Here is a 24,562-nt window from a genome sequence, read left to right as displayed (position 1 = left end):
GTTGCTCGCGCTCGCCAACGCAGCGGACCTACGTCGGCGAGCTAGAGCTGGAGAGAGCACTAGCTCGCATCAAAACGTGTGCTCGGCTCCAGGAAACGTCCCATCCTTCACCGCGCGCACATACGCTTCCACCGCGGCCTGAATGTTCGGCTGCCCTTGCATAAAGTCTTTCACGAAGCGTGGCCGCTTGCCGGGGAAGATCCCCAGCATGTCGTGCAGCACCAGCACCTGACCCGAGCAGTCCACACCGGCGCCGATACCGATCGTCGGAATCCGCACCTGCTTCGTGACTTCAGTGCCTAGCACCGACGGCACGGCTTCGATCACGATCAATTGCGCGCCGGCCGCTTCGACGGCGAGTGAATCGCGCTGCAACTGACTCGCGCCGGCCTCGGTCTTGCCCTGCACCTTGAAGCCACCGAACGCATGCACGGATTGCGGCGTCAGCCCAACGTGCGCGCACACGGGAATCGACCGTTCAACCAGAAAGCGCACCGTGTCGGCGAGCCATTCGCCACCTTCGAGCTTCACCATCTGCGCGCCGGCGCGCATCAATTCCACCGAGTTCCTGAACGCCTCTTCCGGCGTGCCGTACGTGCCGAACGGCAAGTCGGCCACCACCAGCGCCGACGGGCGCACGCGCGCCACGCACGCCGTGTGATACGCGATGTCGGTGAGCGTGACCGGCAGCGTCGTGGTTTGTCCTTGCAACACGTTGCCGAGCGAGTCGCCGATCAACAGCACGTCGACGCCCGCGCGGTCCAGCAGCGCGGAGAAGCTCGCGTCGTAGCAGGTGAGCATCGCGATTTTTTCACCGGCGTCGCGCATTGCCTGCAGCTTCGGCACGGTGATGGCGTTGCGGCTCGCTTCCTGCAAATAGGTCATGGGTCAATCCGTTGGAAAAGAGGTGGCAGCGTCGCTTAAAGCGACGTGCCTTTGACAAAGAATTCCTTGCGACCGCGCATGGTTTCGATGCGTTCGGCGAGTAGCGCAAGGTCCGCGTCGGAGTCGAGCGGATTCAGATGTTCGGCGTTGACCGTCAGCACGGGGGCGCGGTCGTAATGATAGAAAAACTCGTTGTACGCGTCGCACAACGCGTGCAGATAGGCGTCGGAAATTTGCAGTTCCATCGGCACCGCGCGTTTCTGGATGCGCGCGAACAGCACTTCGGGACTGGCCTGCAAATACACCACGAAATCCGGCGCCGGCGCGTTGACCTCGAGCTTGGCGGCGAGCGCGCGATACAGCTGCCACTCGTCTTCCTGCAGCGTCAGACGCGCGAAGATATCGTTCTTCTGCGTCATGAAATCGGCGATCAGCGGGGTGCCAGACACTTGCGCCGCGGCGACTTCCTGCGCCTGTTGCGCGCGTTGCAAGGCGAAGTGCAATTGCGCGGGCAACGCGTAACGTGCGGTGTCGCGGTAAAAGCGTTCAAGGAAAGGATTGTCCTGCGGACGCTCGAACAATTCCTGCATCGACCAGCGTTGCGCGAGACGCCGCGCCAACGACGTTTTGCCGACGCCGATCGGCCCTTCGATCGCGAGATAGCCGAACGGCGGCCGCAGTTGCGGCGCGGTGACGGTGAGTGGCGGTGAGTTCATTCGCAGCGGCCTTTGCCGGGCTCACTCTCAGCGGCGGTCAATGCATTGAGCATAGGGCACTGACACGGGCCCTTCACCTTTTCGATGCGTTGATCGCTCACACCGGGCAGCAGTGCGTCGGCGCGGCCGTGTTGCGGAATGATCAACGTCGGATCGATTTCGACCAGCGGCACCAGCACGAAAGCGCGCTCAATCAGTCGCGGATGCGGCACGATCAGATCGGCTTCGTCGATCGATTGATCGCCGAACAGCAGAATGTCGAGATCGAGCGTGCGCGGTGCATTGCGAAACGGCCGCTCGCGGCCGAACTGATGCTCGATCTTGTGGCACAGCGCCAGCAGATGGCGCACGGGGAGCGTCGTGTCGACCTTCACGACGCAGTTGAAATAGTCGTCACCGCCCGCGTCGATCGGGGCAGTGCGATACAGGCTCGACTTGTCGAGCACGGAGATGGTGTGCTGTTGTGCGAGGCACACCACCGCGTCTTTCAGGGTCTGGCGCGCGTCCCCGAGATTCGCGCCGAGGCCGAGATAAGCAACCGTCATGGCATAACTTCCTGCAACTATCGTTCGACGGCTTCAGCGAACGCTCTGTCAGTCTTCGTGCGGGCCATCATGGTCCGCGCCGTTATCTGTGCGTTCGGCTGGCGTGCCGCCCTCCATTCCGTCGCCCGGCGCGCGGCTTCTGGCGCCACTGCTGCGCCGCCGTCGTTTTCGAGGGCTCCGGTCCTTCCCGCCTTGCGTGAGCAACGTTTCACGCGCGGCAATGTCTCCTTCAATGAACTCCGTCCACCACGCACCGACCGACTCGTCGAGTTCGCCGGATTGGCAGCGCAGCAGGAGGAAATCATACCCCGCTCTAAATCTTTGGTGTTCCAGCAGCTTCAGCGCGCTTCGGCCCGAGCGTTTTTCGAGGCGCAACTGCAGGCCCCAGATCTCGCGCATATCCGCCGAGAAGCGCTTGTGGATCGCGAGTTTCTCGGTTTGCATGTCGAGCACGTCGTCCATCGCGCGATGCAATGCGGGAACCGGATACTCGCCGTTCGCCTCAAATTTTTGCCAGCGCTGCTGCACGTCGTGCCACAGCAACGTGGCGAACAGGAAGCCCGGCGACACCGGTTTGCCGGCGCGCACGCGAGCGTCCGTGTTGTTCAACGCCAGCGTGATGAATTTTTCGCCGATGGGCTGTTCCAGCACCACGTCCAGCAACGGCAGCAGGCCATGATGCAGGCCTTCCTGGCGCAGACGCTTCAGGCAGGCGAGCGCGTGGCCCGACAGCATCAGCTTGAGCATCTCGTCGAACAGACGCGCGGCGGGCACGTTGTTGATCAGATCGGCCATCTCGGCGATCGGCGCGCGGGTGCTGGTTTCGATCTCGAAGTCGAGCTTCGCGGCGAAACGCACGACGCGCAGCATGCGCACCGGATCTTCGCGATAACGCGTGGCCGGGTCGCCGATCATGCGCAGCAGCCGCGCGCGCATATCGGCCATGCCGTTGTGGTAGTCCAGCACGGTTTGCGTGGCCGGATCGTAGTACATCGCGTTGATCGTGAAGTCGCGGCGCGTGGCGTCTTCATGCTGCTCGCCCCACACGTTGTCGCGCAGCACGCGGCCGCTGGCGTCCACCGCGTGGGTGCGGCGGTCGAGCTCGTCGCGCTTGAGGCGTCGCTCGGGCGGGGCGTCGGCCGCGGGCGGATCGACCAGCGCGCGGAACGTGGAGGTTTCGATGATTTCCTGACCGAACTGCACATGCACGATCTGAAACCGGCGGCCGATAATGCGCGCGCGGCGGAACAGCTTCTGCACCTGCTCGGGCGTGGCGTCGGTTGCGACGTCGAAGTCTTTCGGCTTGATGCCGAGCAGCAGATCGCGCACCGCACCGCCGACGATAAACGCGCGGTGCCCGGCCTGTTGCAGGCCTTCGGTCACGCGAATCGCGTTTCTCGAGATCAGAGACTGGTCGATGCCATGTACGTCGTGCGGAATGATGACCGGCACGTCGGGATCGCGTACCGCCTTGGCGGCCGACCCGGCGCGCGCGGGTTTGCGGCGCGCCCTGGTGGCGGCGTCGGCTCGGTTGCGTGCCGGTGCGCTGCCGGATTCGTCTGCTTCGGTGTCGGCGGGCGCAGTGTTGTCAGCGGGCGCCGAGTCCTGGCCGAATAGCTTGCGGATAAGTTTTTTGATCACGTGGCTTGAAAGAGTTCGAGGATGCGCCAGCCTTTGGCCTGCGCATGGGCGCGCAATGTATCGTCCGGGTTGGTCGCGATGGGATCGGTGACCTTCTCGAGCAGCGGGATGTCGTTGTGCGAGTCGCTATAGAAATAGCTGTGCCCGAAATCGCGCCAGGTCTTGCCGAGCGAGGCGAGCCACGCTTCGGTGCGGACAATCTTGCCTTCCTTGTAGCTCGGCGTGCCGGTGGGGCGGCCGGTGTACGGCGAGTGCGGCTGGCCGTCGACGGTTTCCGCTTCGCAGGCGATCAACGCGTCGACACCGAACGCCTGGGCGATCGGGCGGGTGATGAATTCGTTGGTGGCCGTGACCACGCAACACAGGTCGCCGGCTTCACGGTGCTGCCTCACCAGTTCCAGCGCGACCGGGAAAATGGCCGGCGTGATCACTTCATGCATGTACTGCGCGTGAAGTTCGGCGAGCTGCGCACGCGTGTATTTCGCGAGCGGCGTGAGCATGGCGATCAGATAGGCGTGAATGTCGAGCCTGCCGGCTTTGTAGTCGGCGAAAAAGCGGTCGTTTTCACGGGCGAAGTTTTCGGCGTCGACCATGCCTTGTTTCACCATGAAGCGGCCCCATTCGTGGTCGCTGTCGGTGGGAATGAGCGTGTGGTCGAGATCGAAGAGTGCGAGATTAGCCATGGGGGCCTATTTTACTTGAAGCGGATGACGCGGCGTGGGAACCGGTCTCCGGGCCGGTGGCCGGCGTGCCGCGCCGTTCTTCCGCGTCCGGTGAAGCGAGCATGGTGCGCAACAGCGGCAGCGTGACCGCGCGCTTCTGTTCGAGCGAGAAGCGGTCGAGCGCGTCGAGCAGCGCCATCAGGCTCGGCATGTCGCGCCGGAAGTGCGTGAGCAGGTAAGCCGGCACGTCGTCGGCGAGCATGATGCCGCGCTCGCGCGCCGCGTGTTTCAGCACCGCGGCCTTGCCTTCGTCCGGCAGCGGCGCGAGATGGAACACGAGGCCCCAGCCGAGGCGGGTGCGCAAATCTTCGCGCACCGTCATGCCGATCGGCGGCGCGTTGCCCGCGGCGACCAGCGCGCTGGTGGGATGCGCGCGCACTTCGTTGAACAGGTTGAAGACGGCGATCTGCTGGGCGGCGGACAGCGCGTCGCAATCGTCGATCGCGTATAGCGCGACGCGCGGGTCGAAGCTAAACGCCGCGAGGCTGCTCTGCGGGCCGGCAAAACGCGCGTGACCCGGCGGCGCTTCGTGCACGAGCGCCTGCAACAGATGCGTGCGGCCACTGCCTGACTCGCCCCACACGTAGAAGGTGCGATCGGCGACCGGCCCGGCGGCGAGCGCGTTGTCGAGCTCACGCAGACGCGTGACCAGCTCGGCGTTGGCGCCGGCGAAAAAATTGTCGAATGTCGATGGCGGCGGGGTGCCGAGATCGAGCGTCAGTTGACGAAGCACAGTAGGTCAATGCCGAAAATGAGGCCGGAAATAAGGCCGAAAAACGAAGCCGGAAAACGCGGCCGAAAAAACGCTAAACCGCGGATGGCCCGGACGTCCGGGCCAAAAAAGGTCAATCAGCCGTTAGTTGTTGTACAGCGTGCTCGCCAGATAGCTTTGCCGCAACTCGCGCACGGCTACCGACAGGATCGCGCTCACCGGCAACGCGAGCAACACGCCGAAAAAGCCGAACAGCTGGCCGAACGCGAGCAACGCGAAAATGACCGCGAGCGGGTGCAGGCCGATCCGTTCGCCGACCAGACGCGGCGTGAGATAAAAACTCTCGACGATCTGGCCGAAGCCGTAAATCAGCGCAACCGCGCCGAAACCGTACCAGGTGCCGAACTGTAGCAGCGCCGCAAGCAGCGCTAGCGCCAGACCCGTCGCAAATCCGATATACGGGATGAACACCGCGATCCCGGTGAAAATGCCGACCGGTAGTGCAATCTCGAACCCGGCGATGGTCAGCGCGATCGCGTAGTACACGGCCAGCACCCCCATCACGAGCAACTGGCCGCGCAGGTACTGCGACAGCATCTGGTCCATGTCGCGCGCGAGTTGCAGCGTCTTGTCGAGCCAGCGGCGCGGCACCACGTTCTGCAGGCGCACCAGCATGCGGTTCCAGTCGTACAGCAGATAGAACAGCACGAGCGGCACCATCACCAGATTGCCGACCACCGTCATCATCAGATTGCCGCTGGTGCGGATCGAGGTCCACGCGTACAGTGCGACGGTTTGCGCGCTGCCTTCGAGCTGGCCCATCACGAGATCGCGGATGCTGGCGAAATCGAGCGAATCGGCGAGCCCCAGCAGCGCCAGCTTGGGTTGGAGCCATGCGCTCACATGCGCGAACAGCACGGGCACCTGCTGGCGCAATTGGGGCCCTTCCTTCTGGATCACGGCGAGCACCAGCAGCACGAGCAGGGTCATCAGCAGCGAGAAGACCAGCATCATCAGCAAGGCGGCGAGGCCGCGCGGCACGCGTCGGCGCACCATCCACGCCACGCCCGGTTGCAGAATGTACGCGAGAATCGCGCCGAGCAGAAATGGCGTGAGGACCGGACTCAGCAGCCACAGCAGAATGCCGACGCCCAGCGCGATGGCGAGCCAGACGAAGGCGCGGCGCTGAACGGGCGTCAGAATCGAGGAGTTCTGTTGCAAAAGTTTGCTTCCCAGGTGTCGTCGGACCGGATTAATCAAATTCCAGCCAGCCGGCCGGCATCGGGTAAAATCGCATTTTACCGACCTTCGAGCTCTTCCCCATGAATCAACCGAAATCCGCCCCGAATTCAACTGATTCGGCCCAAGGTTTGTCGTATCGCGACGCCGGCGTAGACATGGACGCGGGTGACGCCCTGGTCGACGCGATCAAGCCCTTTGCCAAGAAGACGATGCGCGACGGCGTGCTGGGTGGCATCGGCGGGTTCGGCGCGCTGTTCGAAGTGCCGAAGAAATACAAGGAGCCGGTGCTCGTGTCCGGCACCGACGGCGTCGGTACCAAGCTGCGTCTCGCGTTTCAACTGAACAAACACGACACCGTCGGCCAGGATCTGGTGGCGATGAGCGTGAACGACATTCTCGTGCAAGGCGCCGAGCCGCTGTTCTTCCTCGACTATTTCGCGTGCGGCAAGCTGGACGTCGCTACGGCGACCACGGTCGTGAAGGGCATCGCGCAAGGTTGCGAACTGTCGGGCTGTGCGTTGATCGGCGGTGAGACGGCGGAAATGCCGGGCATGTATCCGGACGGCGAGTACGATCTGGCCGGTTTCGCGGTCGGCGCGGTCGAAAAGAGCAAGATTATCGACGGCAGCACGATCGCCCCGGGTGACGTGGTGCTGGGTCTGGCATCGAGCGGGATTCATTCGAACGGTTTTTCGCTGGTGCGCAAGATCATCGAGCGCGCGCAGCCGGACCTGAACGCGGACTTCGACGGCCGTTCGTTGGCCGACGCGTTGATGGCGCCCACGCATATCTATGTGAAGCCGCTGCTGGCGTTGATGCAGCAGATCACGGTGAAGGGCATGGCGCACATCACCGGCGGCGGGCTGGTCGAGAATATTCCGCGCGTGCTGCGTGAAGGCCTGACGGCTGAGCTGGATCACCGCGGCTGGCCGTTGCCGCCGCTGTTCTCGTGGCTGCAAAAGCACGGCGGCGTGGCGGATGCGGAAATGCATCGCGTGTTCAACTGCGGGATCGGCATGGCGGTCGTGTTGTCGGCGGCTGATGCCGATGCGGCGATCGGTTTGCTGTCGGCAGCGGGCGAGCAGGTCTGGAAGATCGGCGTGATCCGCGAAAGCGCGGCCGGTGAAGCGCAGACGGTTGTGGTTTAAAGGCAGGCAGCCTGCGTGGCGTGTGATTAGCACGCGCCGCGCGGGTTTGAAGTTTGAAACCTCAAGGCTTCAAACTTCAAATTTCCACGTTTCAAAGCAACACTTCAATCGCTTCAAGCACCCGCGCCGTCGCGTGCGGATCGCAGCAATCCACCACCACCCGCTCTGTCATGCCGCGTAGCCACGTGAGCTGCCGCTTGCACAATTGCCGGGTCGCAAAGACTCCCTTGTCGCGCATTGTCGGGTAATCAACCACGCCGTCGAGATATTCCCAGGCTTGCCGGTAACCCACGCAGCGCATGGACGGCATCTCGGGCGATAGATCGCCGCGTTCGCGCAGCTTCACCACTTCGTCGATGAAACCGCTCTTCAGCATCGCGTCGAAGCGCGTCTCGATGCGCGCATGCAGCCAACTGCGGTCCGATGGTTCGAGCGCGATCGGCATGAAGCGCCATTGCGCGGCGGCGTCGTCCACCCGGGCGGGGGCGGCTAGCAGCACCGACATCGGCTGGCCCGTCAGCATGAACACCTCCAGCGCGCGTTGAATCCGCTGCGAGTCGTTCGGCGCGAGGCGCGCGGCAGTGACCGCGTCGACGGCCGCAAGCCGCGCGTGCATGGCCGGCCAGCCTTCGCGAGCGGCATCGGCGTCGAGCGTGGCGCGCACGTCGGCGTCGGCGGCGGGCAGGTCGTTCAGGCCTTGCGTGAGCGCCTTGTAGTACAGCATGGTGCCGCCGACCAGCAGCGGTAGACGTCCACGCGCGTGGATCTCGCCGGTCAGTCGCAACGTGTCCGCGCGAAATTGCGCGGCCGAATAGGCGTCGGTGGGATCGACGATATCGATCAGATGATGCGGCGCCAGCGCGAGCTCGTCGTCGGTCGGTTTGGCGGTGCCGATATCCATCTCGCGATACACCAGCGCCGAATCGACACTGATGATTTCCACCGGCCGTCGCGCGGCCAGTGCAAGCGCGGCGGCAGTTTTGCCGGACGCGGTCGGGCCCAGCAGACAAGGGATCGGCGTTGCGGTGTTCGAACTCATGGGCGCGCCCGCCCGCGTTGAAGCGACGTCATCAAGCGCACGATCATTGCCCGCGCATGAACAGCCGATCGAGATCGGACAGCGTCAACTGATACCACGTAGGACGCCCGTGATTGCACTGATCGGCGCGCTCGGTCGCCTCCATCTGACGCAGCAGCGCGTTCATTTCGTCGAGCGTGAGACGCCGGTTCGCGCGCACCGCGTGATGGCACGCCAGCGTGCCGAGCAGTTCGTGCTGACGCTCGGTCAATACGCGCGAGCCGCCGAACGCGTGCAGATCGGACAGCACCGCACGCGCCAGTGCCGGCAGGTCGGCGTCTTTCAGCAGCGCGGGAACGGCGCGGATCGCCAGCGTGGTCGGCGACAGCACCGCGAGGTCGAAGCCGAGGGCGTCGAGCGTGTCGCGCTCTTCTTCGACGGTGCCGATTTCGATCGGATCGGCCTGCATGCTCTGCGGAATCAGCAGCGGTTGCACGGAGATCGAGCGGTCGGCCAGCGCGTTCTTGAACTGCTCGTACAGAATGCGTTCGTGGGCGGCGTGCATGTCGACGATCACCAGCCCGTGCGCGTTCTGCGCCAGCACGTAGATGCCGTGAATCTGGCCGAGCGCGAAGCCGAGCGGTTGTTCGTCGGCCGCGTTGAAACCGGGCGATGTGTACGCCGACGTGTTGTACGGCGACGGTGCGTCAGTGGCTGAGTCGCGCGCTTCGAAGAGCGTGGCGCCTTCGGTCGTGCCGGCGTTGGGGTCTTTGCGGCCGAACAGGGCGTCGTAGAACGCGAGCGGTTGTGCGACCGGCAATGTGCCTTGCGTCATGCGCGCCTGGCGCATCCATGTGTTGCCGGACTGGGGGGAACCGAAGCCGCTGCTGCCGTTGCCGCCGCTGGCAAAACCGCCAACGTCTGCGCTCGCACCTGCGCCGAAACCGCCACCAGCAAAACTGCCGCCATTCCCAAACCCCGCACCGCCGAGCGGCGTCGCGCCGAACGAAGCCGGGCCGCCCACAGCCGGCTCCAGGTGCGCCGCGTGCCCACCCGCCGTGGTTTCCGGCGACGCCCCCGCGTGCCGCGCCAGCGAACGTTGCACGGCATGAAACACGAACTGGTGGATCGAGCGCGAATCGCGAAACCGCACTTCGATCTTGGACGGATGCACGTTCACGTCGACCGCTTCAGGCGGCAAATCGAGAAACAGCACGTACGACGGATAGCGGTCGCCATGCAGCACGTCTTCATAAGCGGCGCGCACGGCGTGCGTGAGTAGCTTGTCGCGCACGAAGCGGCCATTCACGAAGAAATACTGCTGATCCGCGCGCCCGCGGCTCGCGGTCGGCAGCCCCGCGCAACCGTAGACGGCCAGCGGTCCGGCGGATTCGTCGAGCGGCAGATGAGCGGTCGCAAACGTCTCGCCGAGAATCTTCGCGACCCGCGCAGGCGGTTCGGTGGCATTCCAGTGCTCGACCGCCTTGCCGTTATGCAGCACCGAAATCGCGACGTCCGGCCGCGCCAATGCCGCACGGCGAATCTGCTCCAGGCAGTGGCCGAGTTCGGTCTGCTCGCTTTTCAGGAATTTGCGGCGCGCGGGCGTGTTGAAGTACAACTCGCGGACTTCGATCGTGGTGCCCTGGGTGCCGGCGGCGGGGCTCAGCACGCCGGTTTGCGCGTCGACGCGCACGGCATGCGGCGCGTCGGCGGTGCGGCTCGTGATCGACATTTGCGCGACCGATGCGATCGAAGCCAGCGCCTCGCCGCGGAACCCGAGCGTGCCGACCGCTTCGAGTTCGGCGAGCGAGCGGATCTTGCTGGTCGCGTGGCGCATCAGCGCAAGCGCGAGTTCGTTCTCGGGAATGCCGCAGCCGTCGTCGGTGATCGAGATGCGTTTGACGCCGCCTTCGTCGAGTAGAATGCGCAGCGTTTGCGCACCCGCGTCAAGGGCATTTTCCAGCAACTCCTTGACCACCGAGGCCGGCCGTTCGACCACTTCGCCGGCGGCGATCTGGCTGATCAGCTGATCGGGAAGGGGCAGGATCGCGCGCAACGGGCGCGGGGCGGGCGCGGCGGCGGCAATGCCAGCCGTGGTGGCCGCAGCGGCGGCGCCGTCAGGCGTTTCGGAGATTTCGGACATGGCGAAATTATAGCCATTCGACGCGGCGAGCCCCAGGCGCGCTGAAGTCCCGGAGTTTTTTAATCGACGCCGGGCACTTTCGGTATCATGACGCGGTCAATTTCCGGCGGTAGGCTCGTGCCGGGCATCATCGCCTGCGGGGTTGCCCGCACGGTCGCACGGCCTCACGCCGCGCTCATATTCGCTTGATACGTTTAGTAAAGGACGCTTCTTGGATACGCTGCTACATTTCGTCGATCTGGTCTTGCACATCGACAAATTCCTTGGACAGTTCATTCACATGTACGGCGCGTGGGTCTACGCCGTGTTGTTCCTGATCGTGTTCTGTGAAACGGGCCTGGTCGTTCTGCCGTTTCTGCCGGGCGATTCGTTGCTGTTTATCGGCGGTGCGTTCTGCGCGACCGGCGAGATGAATCTCGGTCTGCTGATCGTGCTGCTGCTGGTCGCGGCGGTGGGCGGCAATACACTCAACTATATGATCGGGCGGGCCATCGGACCGCGCGTGTTCAATTCGCACATACCTCTGCTCGAGCGTTTTCTCGATCGCAGCGCGCTGCAGAAAACCCATAACTTCTACGAGAAGCACGGCGGCAAGACGATCGTGCTGGCGCGTTTCATTCCGGTCGTGCGAACTTTCGCGCCGTTCGTTGCGGGCGCATCGGAAATGACGGTCAGCCGGTTTCAGTTCTTCAACGTGGCCGGTGCGTTGTTCTGGGTGCTGTTGCTCGTGTTGCTCGGCTACTTCTTCGGCAACATCGGTTTCGTCCGCCAGTATCTGAATGTGATCGTGCTGGTGGGTATCGGCGCGGCTGTGGTGCCGGTCGTGCTCGGTGCGCTGTGGAAGATGTTTCGTAGGAACGGGGCCAAGGCGGGCAGCCGCTGAGATCCGTCGTGCGCTTGTATCAGCGCATGAAGAAACGGCGTCGCGAATCGATTCGCGACGCCGTTTTTGTTTGTGCTTTTGAATCCAGCGGATGCGTTGCCCAGGTTGCCGGGCAGCGCGTAGAACGCTTCGGCCTGATGGTCGGCGCTGTCGTCCCTATGCGCCCGATCGATCAGGTCACCGCGCGCGGCGCGAGCGGCGTTTCCGGCGTCGGATAGCCGGCCTCCTTGAACGTCTGGATGATCGCGCGATTGGTGTCGAAATAGACCTGCCAGTAATTGGCATTGTTTGTATAGGGCCGCACGCACAACAATGGGCCTTCCGGCGTAAAGCTCAGTACTTCGATGTCCGGCGCGGGGCTCTCGACAACGTTCGGAATCTGCGTGATGGCGGCCTTCAGGCGATTCATCGCGTCGGTCGGATCGACGCCGTTGGCGATCTTCGCCGTCAACTCGACGCGCCGTACCGGCAGCACACTGTAGTTCGAGATCGTGGCGGAAAAGATCGTGTTGTTGCCGACGATGGTCGTCACGTTGTCCGGCGTCACGATGGTCGTGCCGAACAGGCCCAATTCCGACACCGTGCCGGTCACGCCGCCTGCGGTAACGAAATCGCCGACCTTGAATGGCCGTAGCACCTGCATGAACACGCCCGCCGCGAAGTGCGCGAGCAAGCCGCCCCACGCAGTGCCGATCGCGAGGCCGAGGCCGGCGAGCAGGGCAGCGAACGACGTGGTCTGCACGCCGAACACCTGCAGGATCGCGAGGATCAGCAGCAGGTTCAGCAGTGCGCCGAGAATCGAGGCGAGGTAATGCGCGAGCGTGGGGTCGACCTTGCCGTTGCGCGCCAGCACTTTGCGCAGCAGGCCGGTGATCAGGCCGATGAGCCAGCGTCCGACGATCCACAGGACGATCGCGCCGAGGACCTTGGTGCCGAGGTCGATGCCTCGGGTCATGATGAACACGCGTACGGTTTCGAGATCCAAGATGTTCCTCGTTGGGTAGGTTGCCTTCTACTGATTGAACGGCTGTGGCGCAATACAGCGGCAAGTGCCCGGCGACGGGCGCGAACGGTAACACGCGGTCTTCGGAAGTTATAGGTGACGGCGCGCGCATCCGCAAGGACCGTTCCAGGTGTGTCTGCGACGTCTATGCCTGGTGGTTGGCGGAGAACAACGGAGATTCTGGCGGTTGCGTGTGAGGACGCGGCAGGCGGCAGGTGACACCTTAGCGGTGCGTCGACGCGATGGCGCCGGTGCTGCGCTGAATTACATCGGCAGATGCGATTCCGAATACGGCGAGGTGCGTATCACGAGTGTCTTGCCCGCGCGAGTTCTCCTGGGGCGTGTGCGGCACGCTACGTAGTGCCACGCGAATGCGGCAAGCACGGCAAGCCCATATGCGCCGACGCGCTTGAAAAACGCCGTGGGCGTGCAGAACGGGGCGTACCGGTTCGGTGCATCGGCGAACACCAGAAAGGTCAATACGGTGTCGAGCAGCAACGCGGCTAACTCCAACGCGACAAAGACGCGGGCACCATTGAGCGCAGCGCCTGGCGTGAGGCGGTTATACGCGCGGCAAGCAATCAGTACGATTGCCAGCAGCGCAAAGTTCGAGAGGATACCGAACAGAAAATTGGACATGTCGACGGAATGAAGGCGCAGGGTTTGCGGCATTGCCGAAGCTTTTGCTATCGGGTTTCTCAGCGTGTTTTGCTAGACCGGCGGCGATCATTGCACGTCTTTACGTCTCAATAAATAATCAGATTCAGGCTTGGTTTTGTTCTGTCAGTGGCGTTGACGTTGCGTGTGGGAAAGTGCCGGGTTCCGGTTCCGGTGTTTAATCAAAAGTGGTACGAGACACCGATCTGCAGCGTCGGATACCACCGGTAGGACGAGGCCTTATCCCGGAGTTGCTGTAAGCCGGTTGCGGCGATTTCCTGGCTCATCGTCGGCCCCGCGGCTTGGGCGAGTGCCGGCGACAGCGTGTACGAAGACCGCGGTAAGCCATAAGCGACGCCTACGTCGACGACCAGGCCGAACCCCTTGGCTGCCGGACGCAAACCATAGCCCACGCCCAGGTACGGCATGACTGTCGGGTACTTCACGGTGGCCGTCGCATATTCGCCCGGAAAGGCTTGCGAGGTCTTGCCTTTGAAGGTGTAGGTCCCGTTGGTGGGAACGGAATTGCCGCTGACCTCGTCGTCCGTGAAGCGAAGACCGGCGGTGATGCGAAAGCCACTGCTCGTCCACGGAAACAGATCCCCATAGATGCCGCCCTGGCGAAGACGCACACCGTCGTCGTAGCGATTGCCGCCCACTGTGAAGTTGTGTGAGAAGTTGATCGCGTTGAAGTCCGCATGCATGCCGAACCACGACGTCACATTCAGCGCCGCGCCGATACCCACGCCGAGCGTACCGCCCTCGAGGAAGACTTCCTGAGCGTGCGCCGTTCCGATCGATATCGTTAAACCTGTCAAACCTACTACCCAGATTACTTTTGGAGTTTTCATGGGCGCCCCCCTGGGCGGTTGGGCCGCGGGTCTTGTGCCCGGCAGCCCTGTCTGGTGGTCTTTTTTCGAGCGCTCTACTGGCGTCGTGAAATGATCATGCGAGCGGGGGACTCGCGCCGTCTGTGAGGTGGCGAACTATTCGGGGGAATGAATGCGGAGGGCGGCGAAACGGCGCGCTAAAAAGAAAAGGGCTTGCACGCTGACGCGTGCAAGCCCTTGAATCTTTTGGTAGGCCGTACGGGATTCGAACCTGTGACCAACGGATTAAAAGTCAGAACCAAGCCCTTATAGCGTATAGGCAATCTCTTGATTTTTCAAGAGATTTATCTCTGTTGATCACTCCGTATCTCGCTGTATTACTCACCGTTTCCGGCAGAATTCCGGCAGGATTTGGCCCGAATATGAACGCTCTGCGGTGCGCATGACCATGCAAATTCGTTTCTACGTGTCAAAAACTGGTATTCGAGGTTTTGTAGGCGAAAGTCTAGGATCACCTATGACAAAACGGTTGTGGTGCAATTCGGATGCATCGGTCTGTTACGCTCGCGTTTTTGACTAGCGCGATACCGCAATGAGCAAGCTGAAGGACATCAACGGACTGTTCAACGGACGCCACTTCGATCGCGAAGTGATTGTCCTGTGCGCTGGTACCTGCGTTACAAGCTCAGCCTGCGTGATCTGGTCGAGATGATGGCCGAGCGGGGACTGGCGCTGGCCCATACCACGATCATGCGCTGGGTTAAGCGCTTCACGCCGGAATTCGTCAAGCGCTGGAATCGTTTTGGGATACCCACAGGGCGGTCATGGCGCGTTGACGAGACCTATCTGAAGATTCGAGGCAAGTGGGTCTATCTGTACCGGGCGGTGGATCGGACCGGCCAGACGGTGGACTTCATGCTCAGGGCGAAGCGGGACGTGGCTTCGGCTAAAGCCTTTATCGGCAAGGCAGTCAGACATCAGGGCCAGCCGCCAGAAACGATCACGCTCGATGGGTATGCCGCCTCGCACCGGGCCGTGCGGGAGATGAAAGCCGACGGCCTGCTGCCGGAGGACACGAAGGTGCGCTCTTCGAAGTATCTGAACAACGTGATCGAGCAGGATCATCGGAACATCAAGTCCAGAACAAACGCGATGTCCGGTTTCAAACGGTTGAGGAGTGCTTCGACCACCATCTCCGGCATCGAGCTGATGCATCGCATTCGCAAGGGGCAATTCGATCTCTGCAGGCTCGGGCTCAAGGATCCTACTGCGCCATCCGTCTGGAATGCTGTCCTGTCAAATCGATAAGGTATCCATATCTATACGGCACGTCTCAACGACACCATCTATTTGCACCACAGCCGTGCTGGCTACGCCGCACATAGCTTCGTCGCTTTCCAAAGCGGTGGTGGCACAGCAACGCGTCGAGGCTTTGAGATGCGCTCGTCTCGGGTTGCCTCAGCCGAACGCCGTCGACCGCTTTGCCGGCTATTGAGCGGGCGGCATGTTGCCCACGCGAGAACCGCATCGGCGGCACGCACAAACGCCGGTTTGCGATTGGCCAGACTTCGGTCCGATCCGGCCGACTACTGCCCGATCGGACCGGCTCGACGCCTTCCGGTATCTCAGGGCAGAACGATAGAGACGGGAACAAGCGTGTCTCCCGCCGAAACGGTGAGCGTACGACTGCCATTCGCCGTGACAATCGCGAGCCCTTGTTCGTTGGTATAGCTTGTGGTGCCTCCGATGGTCAGCGTCGCGTGCTTCACCGGTCGGCTGTCGACGGCCGACTCGTTGGCACCGACACCGGCGATGCTCGCCGTCACCTTCACGCTGTACGAGCCGCCGCCCATGCTGACCGGTGTGACCGCCAGGCCAGGCTCCTTCGGCAGCATGTCCGGACAGCCTCCGCCTTTCAACTCTTCAGGCGTGGGGCCGGTGATGGTGTTGCCATCCATGGACGACGAAGCCTGGCCACTGATACCGCCTGACTTGAAGACGAGTGCCGCGTCTTCGCTGCCGGTGTGCGCGCCGGAGATGATCAGGTGAGAGCTATAGCTGCCGGCTGAGGCTGACCCGGCAATCCTGACCGTGCCGTTGATAAAACTGGTGCCGTCTTCCGAGTAGTTCGCGTACGTCTCTGACCACTGGCCGGCGAGAGACCCTTCGCCAGGCAGCCCACCATAGACGGCAGTGACGCTACCGCCGCGGGGGCCCGCGAGAGTAACCGTTCCGTTGAAGCCAAGCGGGCCGTGATAGTCGCCCGGCGCGGGTGCCCACGACCCGGGTTGCGAACTGACGACCGGTAGCGGAGCGCTCGGTTCGAGCACCGTGAAATGCGCGACCAGCAGGTAAGGCGCGCTGGTTGCCGTGGTGTCGTTGATAGTATTGAGTGCAAGCATCGTTCCGTCAGGGCTCCATTGCGCCCAGCCGACCAGGTTGTTGGTCACGTGAACGTTCGGGTCGCGGTAATAGACGATGGGTTGTCCGGCGATGCTGCCACCTTGATCGCCGCTCGCCGGTAGCAACCACACCGGGCCATGACATTCCTTGTCCGAGCCGATGGCTGCGGCGATCATCTCCGAGGCCGGGGCGTCGATGAAATCACGCACGGGCAGCAGTCCCGCCAGCCAGTCAACGTAGTGCATCGTCCGGTTGCTCCAGAGCGCCAACAGCTTCCCGTTGGGCGACACGGCGTTGTCCTCATCCCAGTCCGGGTTGGAGGTCAAGCGGGTTCGTTGCCCCGTGGCGAGGTTGATCGACCAGACGTCCGGGTTCAATAGGGAAGGTCCGCCAGACTCCGCATAGGTCGCCTCGGCGCCCCCATTGGTGAAGGTCTTGAATTCGAGTAGTGCGCTGCTGTTTGACCACTTGTCGATGTCGGTGTCGGAAGATGAGGTCGGTGGCGGAGGGTTGATGGTTCTCGGGTCCGAGAGTACGTAGCTGCTGACGGAGCGTTGAAGTGTCGCGACCACCATGCTTTCAAAGGCATCCGACCGGATGTCGGAGAAGCCGACATGCAAGCCATCTTGCGAAAGCTTGGCTGCGTAGGCACCACCGAAATTAGTCTGGCTCGCGGCGTCGACCCCGCCCGGTGCGATGATTTTCGGCTGAGCGGCGGAGAAGTCGATCGGCAGAATGACGGCGCTTGAGCAGTCGACGATGCTCGGGGTGCATTCGAGGACGGCCATTGCGCTCGAACCCGGCTGGGTGAAGCCGCCAAAGAACACACGCTTGCCGTCGGGAAACGGCGCTACCTCTCCCTCGCCTGACGACTGGGGATCATTCGCGAGGCCGCAGGACAGACAACGGGCAGTCGCGCCGGTGAGGTCCGTGATCCATAGCTCATGAGAAGAAAAGAACAACAGATGTTGCCCGTCGTTGGTGAATACCGGCCAGCGCGCCGACGTGATGCCGGCAGGCAGATCGATGCGCTGGATCGTGATGGGTTGGAAGGCGAAGGCGTGGTCTGCGTCCGGTAGCGACCCGCCTGGCGCAAGTCCGCCGCTGCACGCAGCAAGTACGGCAACCATGATCGTCATGAAAACAGCCGGCAGCAGCCTGCCAACCTTCGTGCACAACGAGGCCATTGTCATCCTCCAGTTGGTTTAATTTTATGTGTCGTTTTATCTTTATGACTTATAATGAGTCATATTGTCAATATGACTTGGCTGATTGCAATCACTTTCCAGGCCCACCTCCATGCCGAAATCCGAATCTCTCCGGGAGACCCGTTTGAGCGGCGAACTGCGACGCAGCGGTGAGAGCAGACGTGCCACGCCGCGAGACGCCTTCGATCTGGCGCTCGCAAAGTGGATGAACGGCGAGCGCGTGGACGTCGGCGCGATAGCCGGCGAGCTCGGTGTCGCCAGGGCCACCGTTTTCAGGTGGGTAGGAAGCCGCGATCTGTTACTCGGCGAGGTGGTGTGGTCGCTTCTTGAATCCGCGTGGAAGCATGTGCTCGCCACGGCGCAAGGCACGGGTGCCGATTACGCGGCGAATGTCGCGTACCGTTTGATGACCTCACTGCTCAAATCGGCGCCATTTCGGCGCTATCTGGAGCAGGACCCGGAGAACGCGCTGCGTATCCTGACGTCGAAAGAAAGCATTGTCCGTGTGCGCATTTTCGACGAGGTCAGCAATATGCTTCATGCGCAGGCAGAAGCCGGGCATATCGCTCCCGCTCTGAAGATTGACGACCTGGCGTACGTGATCGTCCGGATCTTCGAGTCCTGTCTGTACGCGGATCAGATTGCGGGCAGACGGCCGAATATCGAGTTGACAAGCGAAGCGATCCGAATCCTCGTTGTCGCGCGCCGTGACGGTGGATAGGGCGAGGATAGAACGGCTCGTTCCACATCCACGGCGCGATTTTGCTTCGCGGCGTTCTCTGCAGACTGGCCAGGCTCTAGCGTGAAGTTCTCACCACCGGCGTCTCATACTTTTGGATGACCCGATTCGATCCATTCGGCCGATTTCAGGCCGGGTGCGCTTGCGTACGATGAGTCCGGATGTATGAGTCCAGGCGCGTCATTGCGTACGAGTCTGTAAGCCGATCGAGGGAACGACCAGGAGAGTCACGTTGGTGCATCACTGCAAGAGAATGGCTTTGAAGTTCAGGCAAGCCGGGTCAGGCCAGCGCGTGTCGGTCGCGCGGGTTCGTCGATACTGGCCGGCACTGAAGGTACTGTGCGGCTCGATTGCACTTACGACGGGCGTCGGCACATTGAGCCTGGCAAGTGCGGAAGCACAAGCCGCCGCAACCCCGACGACGATCGGCATCGGCGTTGCCGCTGCGCCGCGCTATGAAGGCAGCAGCACGTATCACCTCGAACCGTTTCCGATTTTGTCCGCATCGCACGGCATCTTCTTTGTCGATGGACTTGAAGGCGGCATTGCTTTTCCGCTGGGCAGCAACCTCAAGGCCGGTTTGATCCTGTCGACCCAGTTTGGCCGCGATCAGAGCGACGGCAACCGGTTGAACGGCCTCGGCGACATCCACACCACGGCCGGATTCGGTTCGTTTCTGGACTGGCATCCTGGCGCCTTCGATGCGTCGCTCAAGTTCCTCCAGTCGTTGCACGCAGGCTACGGCGCCACGCTGACGCTGGAAACGAAATACACGTTCCGGTTGGGTCAGCGCGACAGCCTGACCGTCGGCAACGGGACGGTCTGGGCCAACAGAGGGTCGATGCAAACTTTCTTCGGTGTATCGCCCGCACAGGCCGCGAACAGCGCCGTGGGACTGCCGGTCTTTTCGCCGTCGGCGGGGTTCAAGGACATCGGCACGTCGGCGACATGGGTGCATCTGTTGAATCGGAAGTGGTCGCTCAATGGCACACTCCGGGTGGACCATCTGCTCGGCGACGCAGCGGAAAGTCCGGTTGTCGAGCACAGCACGTCGCTGTTCGGCGGCGTGGGCGCGGCCTATACGTTCTGATGCAGCCGTCTTTCTTTTCATATTTCACGGACGCCAACACCGGGTGAACGATAGGGCGCATCGCGCATTCTCTTGCATCGCCGTGGCTGGCCGTTGGCGCAACAGCCTGTTCTGGCGTTTCCTCTGCGCGATGATGCTGGCGTCGTGCGCAGGCGTGATCGCCACGGTTGGAGTGAATGCGATACTCGACAACTGGCGCGTGCTGGAGGCGTTCTCGTCGCCGGCACTGACGCAAGCATTCGAGCATGAGCTTGCCTCGAATGCCGTCGTTCTCGCCGAAGCGCGCCGGTCACCTGAGGTTTGCCAGCTCGTCATGCACGAGTTATCTGCCAGAGTGCTGACCAACTGGCTGCCGGACATTAAAGGCCCGAATCGTGCCGAACGCGCGCTCGACGGTGGGCGGGTGTTCGTCCGCTATCAATGGCCCGACGGGGTAACGTGCCGTTTTCCGGATCGCGATGTCAGAGCAGCATGGTCCAACACTCAGAGCAGCGGCAAGATCGTCACGCTCACGGTGCGTTCGCCTTTGGACCCCGGCGCAACCTTGACAGTCAGCATGTTCGCGCTGTCGCCGGTCGCGTCCCTGCTGCACAGCGACGATGTGTCATGGACGGTGATCGGGTTATACGTGCTCGTCATCAATTTCTGTTCCGTTCTGGTGCTGGTGCCGTTGCTGGTCAAACGGATAAGAAAGGCCGAACGCGCAGCGTCCGCCTGGACGGACGGCGATCTGACGGCGCGTATCGAAGACGGCGGCAAGGACGAATTCGGCCGGCTGACCAAGAGTTTCGACGAGATGGCCGATGCCTTGTCTTCCGTGATCGAGATGAAACTGGCGCTGGCGGCATCGCAGGAGCGCAACCGCCTCGCGCGCGACTTGCACGATACGGCGAAGCAGCGGGCTTTTGCTCTGGGACTTCAACTTACGGTGTTGAAGAAGCACGCGGCGGCGAACGCGGATTCGGCCAACCTCACTCGCGCGGCTCTCGTGCTTGTGTCGCATCTTCAACAGGATCTGGCCGATATCATCCGGCGGCTGTCGGCGCCGACGATCGCGGAAATCGGCTTGCGGCGCGCGTTGAGCGACGGCATCGATGCGCTGCTCGCTGGCGCCAGCGCGTGCTGGACCCTGCACCTGAGCCGCGACGACGAACGCGCGATCGAGGTCGTGCCTGACATTGCGCGTCAGTTGCTGCTGATCTCGATCGAAGCCTGCGCGAACGTCCTGAAGCATGCCGGCGCGACTCGCGTGGAACTGACATTCAGCCGGGTCGGCGATACCTACACCATGAAGATCGTCGACGACGGCCGGGGCTTCGACGCACGACGCATCGAGGTGCTGGGCATGGGATTGTCCAATATGCGCCTAAGAGCCAACAGTTTGCCGCACGGAGAACTGCGCCTTGAGAGCAGCCCGGGAATGGGCGTCGAAATCACGATATCGTTCCGTTTAACGCTTTGAGAGTGCGATGAAATGTACGGTCTTGCTGGTCGACGATCACGCTGTTGTGCGGCAGGGGTTGGTCACTATCCTGACGATGACCGACGACTTCACACTGGTCGGTGAAGCGGCCGACGGCGTGCACGCCATCGAACTCGCGCGCGAACACGCGCCCGATCTTATCGTGCTGGATCTGCTGATGCCGGGCATGGACGCCGTCGCAACGATCCGCTCGCTGCGCTTGCTCAGTCCGAATTCCCAGATTGCGGTTCTGACGTCGTCGGACGATGACGAACTCGCGTTCTCCGCGATCGAGGCCGGTGCGCAATCTTTTCTGCTGAAGTCGATGCCCGGCGACGCATTGCTCGACACGCTGCGCCGCATCGTGGAGGGCGACGCGGTGATTCACTCGGACATCGCGCATCGAATCTTGCGCCGCGCGCGCGCCGCGCGCGAACGGGTGACGGATCCGTTCGCCTCATTAACCGAACGGGAAATGGACGTGTTGCGTGCACTGGCGGAAGGGTCGAGTAACGGTCGGATCGCCAGGATGCTCAACATTAGCGAGAGCACCGTGAAGACCCACGTCGGCAACGTGCTCGCCAAGTTGAATCTGCATGACCGCACTCAGGCGGTCGCGTTTGCGTGGCGTCACGGACTAGTCGGTTGAGCAAAGCCAACGGGTGCCGGGGCAGCGAGCTTGCGGCGCTGCTTCACATCGATCGCCGCCGCTTCACATTCCCCTGAACAGATCGGTGTACACCCGGCTCACGACCAGGCGCGCCGGATTGCCACGCAACGTCAGCGTCAGCTTGCCCGCTTCGTCGCGCTCGGCGGTATCGATTGCCTCGCATCGCACAATCGTGCCGCGATGAATTTGCCAGAAGCGTTGCGAATCGAGCTGCCGCAGCAGCTCGCGCAGCGACATCCGGATCAGATGCTCGCGATTCGCCGTCACCACGCGAACGTATTTGTCGGCGGCTTCGAAGTAACAGACCTCGTCGATCGGAACCATCGTGATCGTGTTGCCGGCGCTCGCCTGAATGACACGCAACGGCGCGCTGACAGCAGGCGAGGTCCGCGCTTCGGGGCTTCCTCCGGTCAGCAGTTCGCGCATCTGATCCACTACCTTGCCTAGCGACGCTTCGTCCGGTGGCAACGTGTCGCCGTCCGCGAGCCGCGCCTTGATCCGCGCGCAGGTCTTCGCCAGCCGAGCGGGCTCCACGGGCTTCAGAACGTAGTCGAAAGCGGCGCGTTCGAAGGCCTGAACGGCGTACTCGTCGTAAGCGGTTACGAACACCATCAACGGGAAATGCTTGCCGTTGGCAGGCCAGTCTTCCGCGAGCGCCTGCGCGCATTCAAGGCCCGTCATGCCCGGCATCCGGATGTCGAGGAACATCACGTCGGGCCGCACGCTCAGTGCACATTCGACCGCGCTTTCGCCGTCGCCGACGCTCGCGATAATGTGCAGTTCAGGCCACAGCTTCAGTAACTCGGCTTGCAGGTTGGCCGCCAGCAACGGCTCGTCTTCGGCAATCAAGGCAGTGATTTTCATGGCGCTTATGTCCGGGAATAAGGCAAGGTGACGGTGGCGAGCGTGCCGCCCTCGTCGTCGGGAGCGGGCGACAGGTCGAGGTGGGCCGCCGTGCCATACAGCGTCGCGAGCCGTTCGCGGATCTGCTGCAAGCCGAAGCGCGCGCCATGTTCGGGACGCGCGTCGAGGCCGACGCCCGTGTCGCGCACGCTCAGCATCAACGTGCCGGGTCCGCGCTTCGCGGCAACATGGACATGGCCGCCGCGCACTTTCGGCTCGAGCCCATGCTTGATCGCGTTTTCGACCAGAGGTTGCAGCAGCAGCGGCGGCAACGGCACATCGGCGAGACTCGCGGGCAGGTCCAGGTGAATGCGCAGACGGCTGCCCATGCGGATCTGCATCAGTTGGAGGTAGTCCGAGAGGCGTTCGAATTCCGAGGCGAGCGGATGCGAACCGGTACGCGACGCCGCCAGTGTGGCGCGCAGATAGGCGATCAGGTGATCGAGCATACCTTGTGCGCGCAGCGGGTCGCTGCCGATCAACACGCGCAGATTCGCGAGCGTATTGAACAGCATATGCGGCTCGAGTTGCGCTTCCAACAGCTTGAGCTGGTTTTCAGCGGCGCTGCGCAGCGCCGCCTGCGTGCGCGTTTCCATCGACGCCATCTTGCCGCGCGCATAGAAGAAATAGGTGATGCAGATCGCGGGCACCACCGCGCCAGCGACGCTCAGAAGCAGCATGCGCAGATTGGGTTCGATGACGATCGGTGCGTGCGGTCTCTGGGTCAGCAGGTCGACGAGCGCGACACCCGCAAGATAGCCGATCACTACCGAGACGATCACCCAAGGCACCATCAGACCCCAGCCGGGCCAGTTCCGCTGGGCGTCAAGATTGTCGGGATAGCGCTGACGCAACCAGAAGGCGAGGCCGTGCCGACCGGCGGCGATCAGCGTCTGCGTGAGGCCAGCCACGGCCAGCGCATAGACGAGATCCCTGGCGAACGACTCGCGATAGATCGTGCTGTAAAGCAGCGCGCAAGCGAGGGTCGTGACCACAGTGACCCTGAGAGGGCGCCACAGTCGTCGGGCGAGCAGGTGGAGGGAGGGCATGGGCGGCATCGGTTGGACTCTGGAGCGTGGGCGAGGTGGGCTGCTATACCGTGATCTTCGCCGTGGGCGCGACCGGTCGCCATTGCGTTGCGACAAAACGACCGCGATCTTCGTGAATCGACGCTGAGAAGGCGCGAACGGTGTCAGCCGGAACGGTAGCGCGTCCATAGGTTCGTCCGGCGCCACCTGTTCCTCTCCTACTTTCGACCGAGCCGACGCTCGTCTTTTGGCGGATTGCAGCGCAAGTCCGGTGACTTACCCTGTGCGCGGACCTCAAGCGCGCCATACCGGGCAGCTTCCAATTCACTTGCGAAAGGGCTCTTCATGCGGATCTTCCATGACCATCGTCCGCTGCGGGCAGCATACCTGGTAGCAGCGTGCTCTCTTTTTCTGGCCCTGGCGGGACAGCAGGCTTTTTCGCAAAGCCCGTCCACGTCTGAAGCGGACGTTCTGCGAACTGCGGGGCTCGCGCGCTTTGCCAGCACTTTCTGCGGGACGAGCGAGCTGACGGTGCAGACCTATAAGTCTGCATTGCGTCGCTCCGCTTCGTTGCCTTCGGGATTCGACGGCACGTGGAATCTGGGGTGGTCGAATGAAGAGGATCTGATCATCGAGTATTTGAACCTGCGGTGGAACGATCCTGACGACTTCGCATCGCGCGTGCACGCCGATTGCGGGCTTGTCATGAAGCAGATTCGACCCCGCGTCGAGATCCACGATGCAAGTCCGAAAGCGGTCGCGCCGGGACGCGCTGCGGATCGCGTGCCCGGGTAGCACGGCTCCGCGCGTTTCGCGATCGGTCTGATGCATTTCACGACGCGTAGGGTCGATTGGTCGGAAATCGCTGGAGGCGCGGGCCCGGCAGAGCGAATATCTGCCGGTCGCAAGAAATT

At 62.6% G+C, this 24,562-nt stretch carries 22 protein-coding genes and 1 pseudogene; 8 read left to right on the top strand and 15 right to left on the bottom strand.

The features are described 5' to 3' along the window. Positions 1-69: 69 nt before the first annotated feature. From panB to FA94_RS17055, 7 genes are all read right to left on the bottom strand, one after another. Positions 70-885, bottom strand: coding sequence for a 3-methyl-2-oxobutanoate hydroxymethyltransferase (panB, locus tag FA94_RS17085; protein WP_035553256.1), 816 nt, complete (start codon positions 883-885; stop codon positions 70-72). Between the two features lie 35 nt (positions 886-920). Then, positions 921-1,601, bottom strand: a complete 681-nt coding sequence (locus FA94_RS17080) for a deoxynucleoside kinase (RefSeq protein WP_035553253.1) — start codon at positions 1,599-1,601, stop codon at positions 921-923. Further along, positions 1,598-2,146 (bottom strand): 2-amino-4-hydroxy-6-hydroxymethyldihydropteridine diphosphokinase, encoded by a 549-nt coding sequence (gene folK / locus FA94_RS17075; RefSeq protein ID WP_035553251.1) that lies wholly within the window; start codon positions 2,144-2,146, stop codon positions 1,598-1,600. Before folK ends, FA94_RS17080 begins: the two co-directional genes overlap by 4 nt. Before the next feature lie 48 nt (positions 2,147-2,194). Further along, positions 2,195-3,787, bottom strand: coding sequence for a polynucleotide adenylyltransferase PcnB (gene pcnB, locus FA94_RS17070; RefSeq protein WP_035553248.1), 1,593 nt, complete (start codon positions 3,785-3,787; stop codon positions 2,195-2,197). Then, a complete protein-coding gene (locus FA94_RS17065) occupies positions 3,784-4,470 on the bottom strand; it encodes a histidinol-phosphatase (protein ID WP_035553246.1) in 687 nt (228 codons plus the stop codon). The genes pcnB and FA94_RS17065 overlap by 4 nt, the downstream gene beginning before the upstream one ends. Then, positions 4,463-5,242: a DnaA regulatory inactivator Hda gene (hda, locus tag FA94_RS17060; RefSeq protein WP_035553244.1), complete on the bottom strand. Its 780-nt coding sequence runs from the start codon at positions 5,240-5,242 to the stop codon at positions 4,463-4,465. The genes FA94_RS17065 and hda overlap by 8 nt, the downstream gene beginning before the upstream one ends. A gap of 123 nt (positions 5,243-5,365) precedes the next feature. Then, positions 5,366-6,442, bottom strand: a complete 1,077-nt coding sequence (locus tag FA94_RS17055; protein WP_035553241.1) for an AI-2E family transporter — start codon at positions 6,440-6,442, stop codon at positions 5,366-5,368. A 101-nt stretch (positions 6,443-6,543) separates the two neighbouring features. Between FA94_RS17055 and purM the strand changes: the two genes are divergently transcribed. Then, positions 6,544-7,611 (top strand): phosphoribosylformylglycinamidine cyclo-ligase, encoded by a 1,068-nt coding sequence (purM, locus tag FA94_RS17050; protein ID WP_035553238.1) that lies wholly within the window; start codon positions 6,544-6,546, stop codon positions 7,609-7,611. Between the two features lie 91 nt (positions 7,612-7,702). Here the strand turns inward: purM and miaA are convergent, their stop codons facing one another. Together miaA and mutL are read right to left on the bottom strand one after the other, a co-directional pair. Then, a complete protein-coding gene (gene miaA, locus FA94_RS17045) occupies positions 7,703-8,650 on the bottom strand; it encodes a tRNA (adenosine(37)-N6)-dimethylallyltransferase MiaA (protein ID WP_035553235.1) in 948 nt (315 codons plus the stop codon). A 43-nt stretch (positions 8,651-8,693) separates the two neighbouring features. Then, positions 8,694-10,772, bottom strand: coding sequence for a DNA mismatch repair endonuclease MutL (gene mutL, locus FA94_RS17040; RefSeq protein ID WP_035553233.1), 2,079 nt, complete (start codon positions 10,770-10,772; stop codon positions 8,694-8,696). Between the two features lie 211 nt (positions 10,773-10,983). On the opposite strand from mutL, the gene FA94_RS17035 reads away from it, so the two are divergent. After that, on the top strand, positions 10,984-11,655 hold the full coding sequence (locus FA94_RS17035; RefSeq protein ID WP_035553231.1) for a VTT domain-containing protein: 672 nt from the start codon (positions 10,984-10,986) through the stop codon (positions 11,653-11,655). Between the two features lie 172 nt (positions 11,656-11,827). On the opposite strand, the gene FA94_RS17030 is transcribed toward FA94_RS17035, so the two are convergent. The 3 genes from FA94_RS17030 to FA94_RS17020 all read right to left on the bottom strand — a co-directional run bounded on the left by FA94_RS17030 (position 11,828) and on the right by FA94_RS17020 (position 14,166). Then, a complete protein-coding gene (locus FA94_RS17030; protein WP_035553228.1) occupies positions 11,828-12,640 on the bottom strand; it encodes a mechanosensitive ion channel family protein in 813 nt (270 codons plus the stop codon). Positions 12,641-12,922: 282 nt separating this feature from the next. Further along, on the bottom strand, positions 12,923-13,330 hold the full coding sequence (locus FA94_RS17025; RefSeq protein WP_347880811.1) for a hypothetical protein: 408 nt from the start codon (positions 13,328-13,330) through the stop codon (positions 12,923-12,925). 167 nt (positions 13,331-13,497) lie between these two features. Continuing rightward, positions 13,498-14,166, bottom strand: coding sequence for a TonB-dependent receptor (locus tag FA94_RS17020; RefSeq protein WP_035553226.1), 669 nt, complete (start codon positions 14,164-14,166; stop codon positions 13,498-13,500). 571 nt (positions 14,167-14,737) lie between these two features. On the opposite strand from FA94_RS17020, the pseudogene FA94_RS17015 reads away from it, so the two are divergent. Next, positions 14,738-15,453 (top strand): annotated as a pseudogene (locus FA94_RS17015) (IS6 family transposase). Positions 15,454-15,770: 317 nt separating this feature from the next. Here the strand turns inward: FA94_RS17015 and FA94_RS17010 are convergent. Continuing rightward, on the bottom strand, positions 15,771-17,735 hold the full coding sequence (locus FA94_RS17010) for a TolB family protein (protein ID WP_035553224.1): 1,965 nt from the start codon (positions 17,733-17,735) through the stop codon (positions 15,771-15,773). Between the two features lie 85 nt (positions 17,736-17,820). On the opposite strand from FA94_RS17010, the gene FA94_RS17005 reads away from it, so the two are divergent. The 4 genes from FA94_RS17005 (at position 17,821) to FA94_RS16990 (ending at position 21,696) form a co-directional block, all read left to right on the top strand. Beyond that, entirely contained in the window at positions 17,821-18,477 is a 657-nt protein-coding gene (locus FA94_RS17005) for a QsdR family transcriptional regulator (protein WP_156126662.1), read from the top strand. 277 nt (positions 18,478-18,754) lie between these two features. Then, a complete protein-coding gene (locus FA94_RS17000) occupies positions 18,755-19,585 on the top strand; it encodes a MipA/OmpV family protein (RefSeq protein ID WP_197070222.1) in 831 nt (276 codons plus the stop codon). Further along, positions 19,530-21,047 carry a HAMP domain-containing sensor histidine kinase gene (locus tag FA94_RS37340; RefSeq protein WP_197070221.1) on the top strand — a complete coding sequence of 506 codons (1,518 nt, stop codon included), beginning with the start codon at positions 19,530-19,532 and terminating at the stop codon, positions 21,045-21,047. Before FA94_RS17000 ends, FA94_RS37340 begins: the two co-directional genes overlap by 56 nt. Before the next feature lie 7 nt (positions 21,048-21,054). Next, complete coding sequence (locus tag FA94_RS16990) at positions 21,055-21,696, top strand: response regulator (RefSeq protein ID WP_035553221.1); 642 nt, start codon at positions 21,055-21,057, stop codon at positions 21,694-21,696. A gap of 63 nt (positions 21,697-21,759) precedes the next feature. On the opposite strand, the gene FA94_RS16985 is transcribed toward FA94_RS16990, so the two are convergent. Beyond that, complete coding sequence (locus FA94_RS16985; RefSeq protein WP_035553219.1) at positions 21,760-22,581, bottom strand: LytR/AlgR family response regulator transcription factor; 822 nt, start codon at positions 22,579-22,581, stop codon at positions 21,760-21,762. A gap of 5 nt (positions 22,582-22,586) precedes the next feature. Next, positions 22,587-23,669, bottom strand: coding sequence for a sensor histidine kinase (locus FA94_RS16980; RefSeq protein WP_051980630.1), 1,083 nt, complete (start codon positions 23,667-23,669; stop codon positions 22,587-22,589). A 324-nt stretch (positions 23,670-23,993) separates the two neighbouring features. Between FA94_RS16980 and FA94_RS38685 the strand changes: the two genes are divergently transcribed. Next, positions 23,994-24,443 carry a hypothetical protein gene (locus FA94_RS38685; protein WP_156126661.1) on the top strand — a complete coding sequence of 150 codons (450 nt, stop codon included), beginning with the start codon at positions 23,994-23,996 and terminating at the stop codon, positions 24,441-24,443. Positions 24,444-24,562: the final 119 nt, after the last annotated feature.

Source organism: Burkholderia sp. 9120 (genome assembly GCF_000745015.1).
In the GTDB taxonomy this organism is placed as follows: Bacteria; Pseudomonadota; Gammaproteobacteria; order Burkholderiales; family Burkholderiaceae; genus Paraburkholderia.
This window is presented reverse-complemented; position numbering and strand designations above follow the sequence as displayed.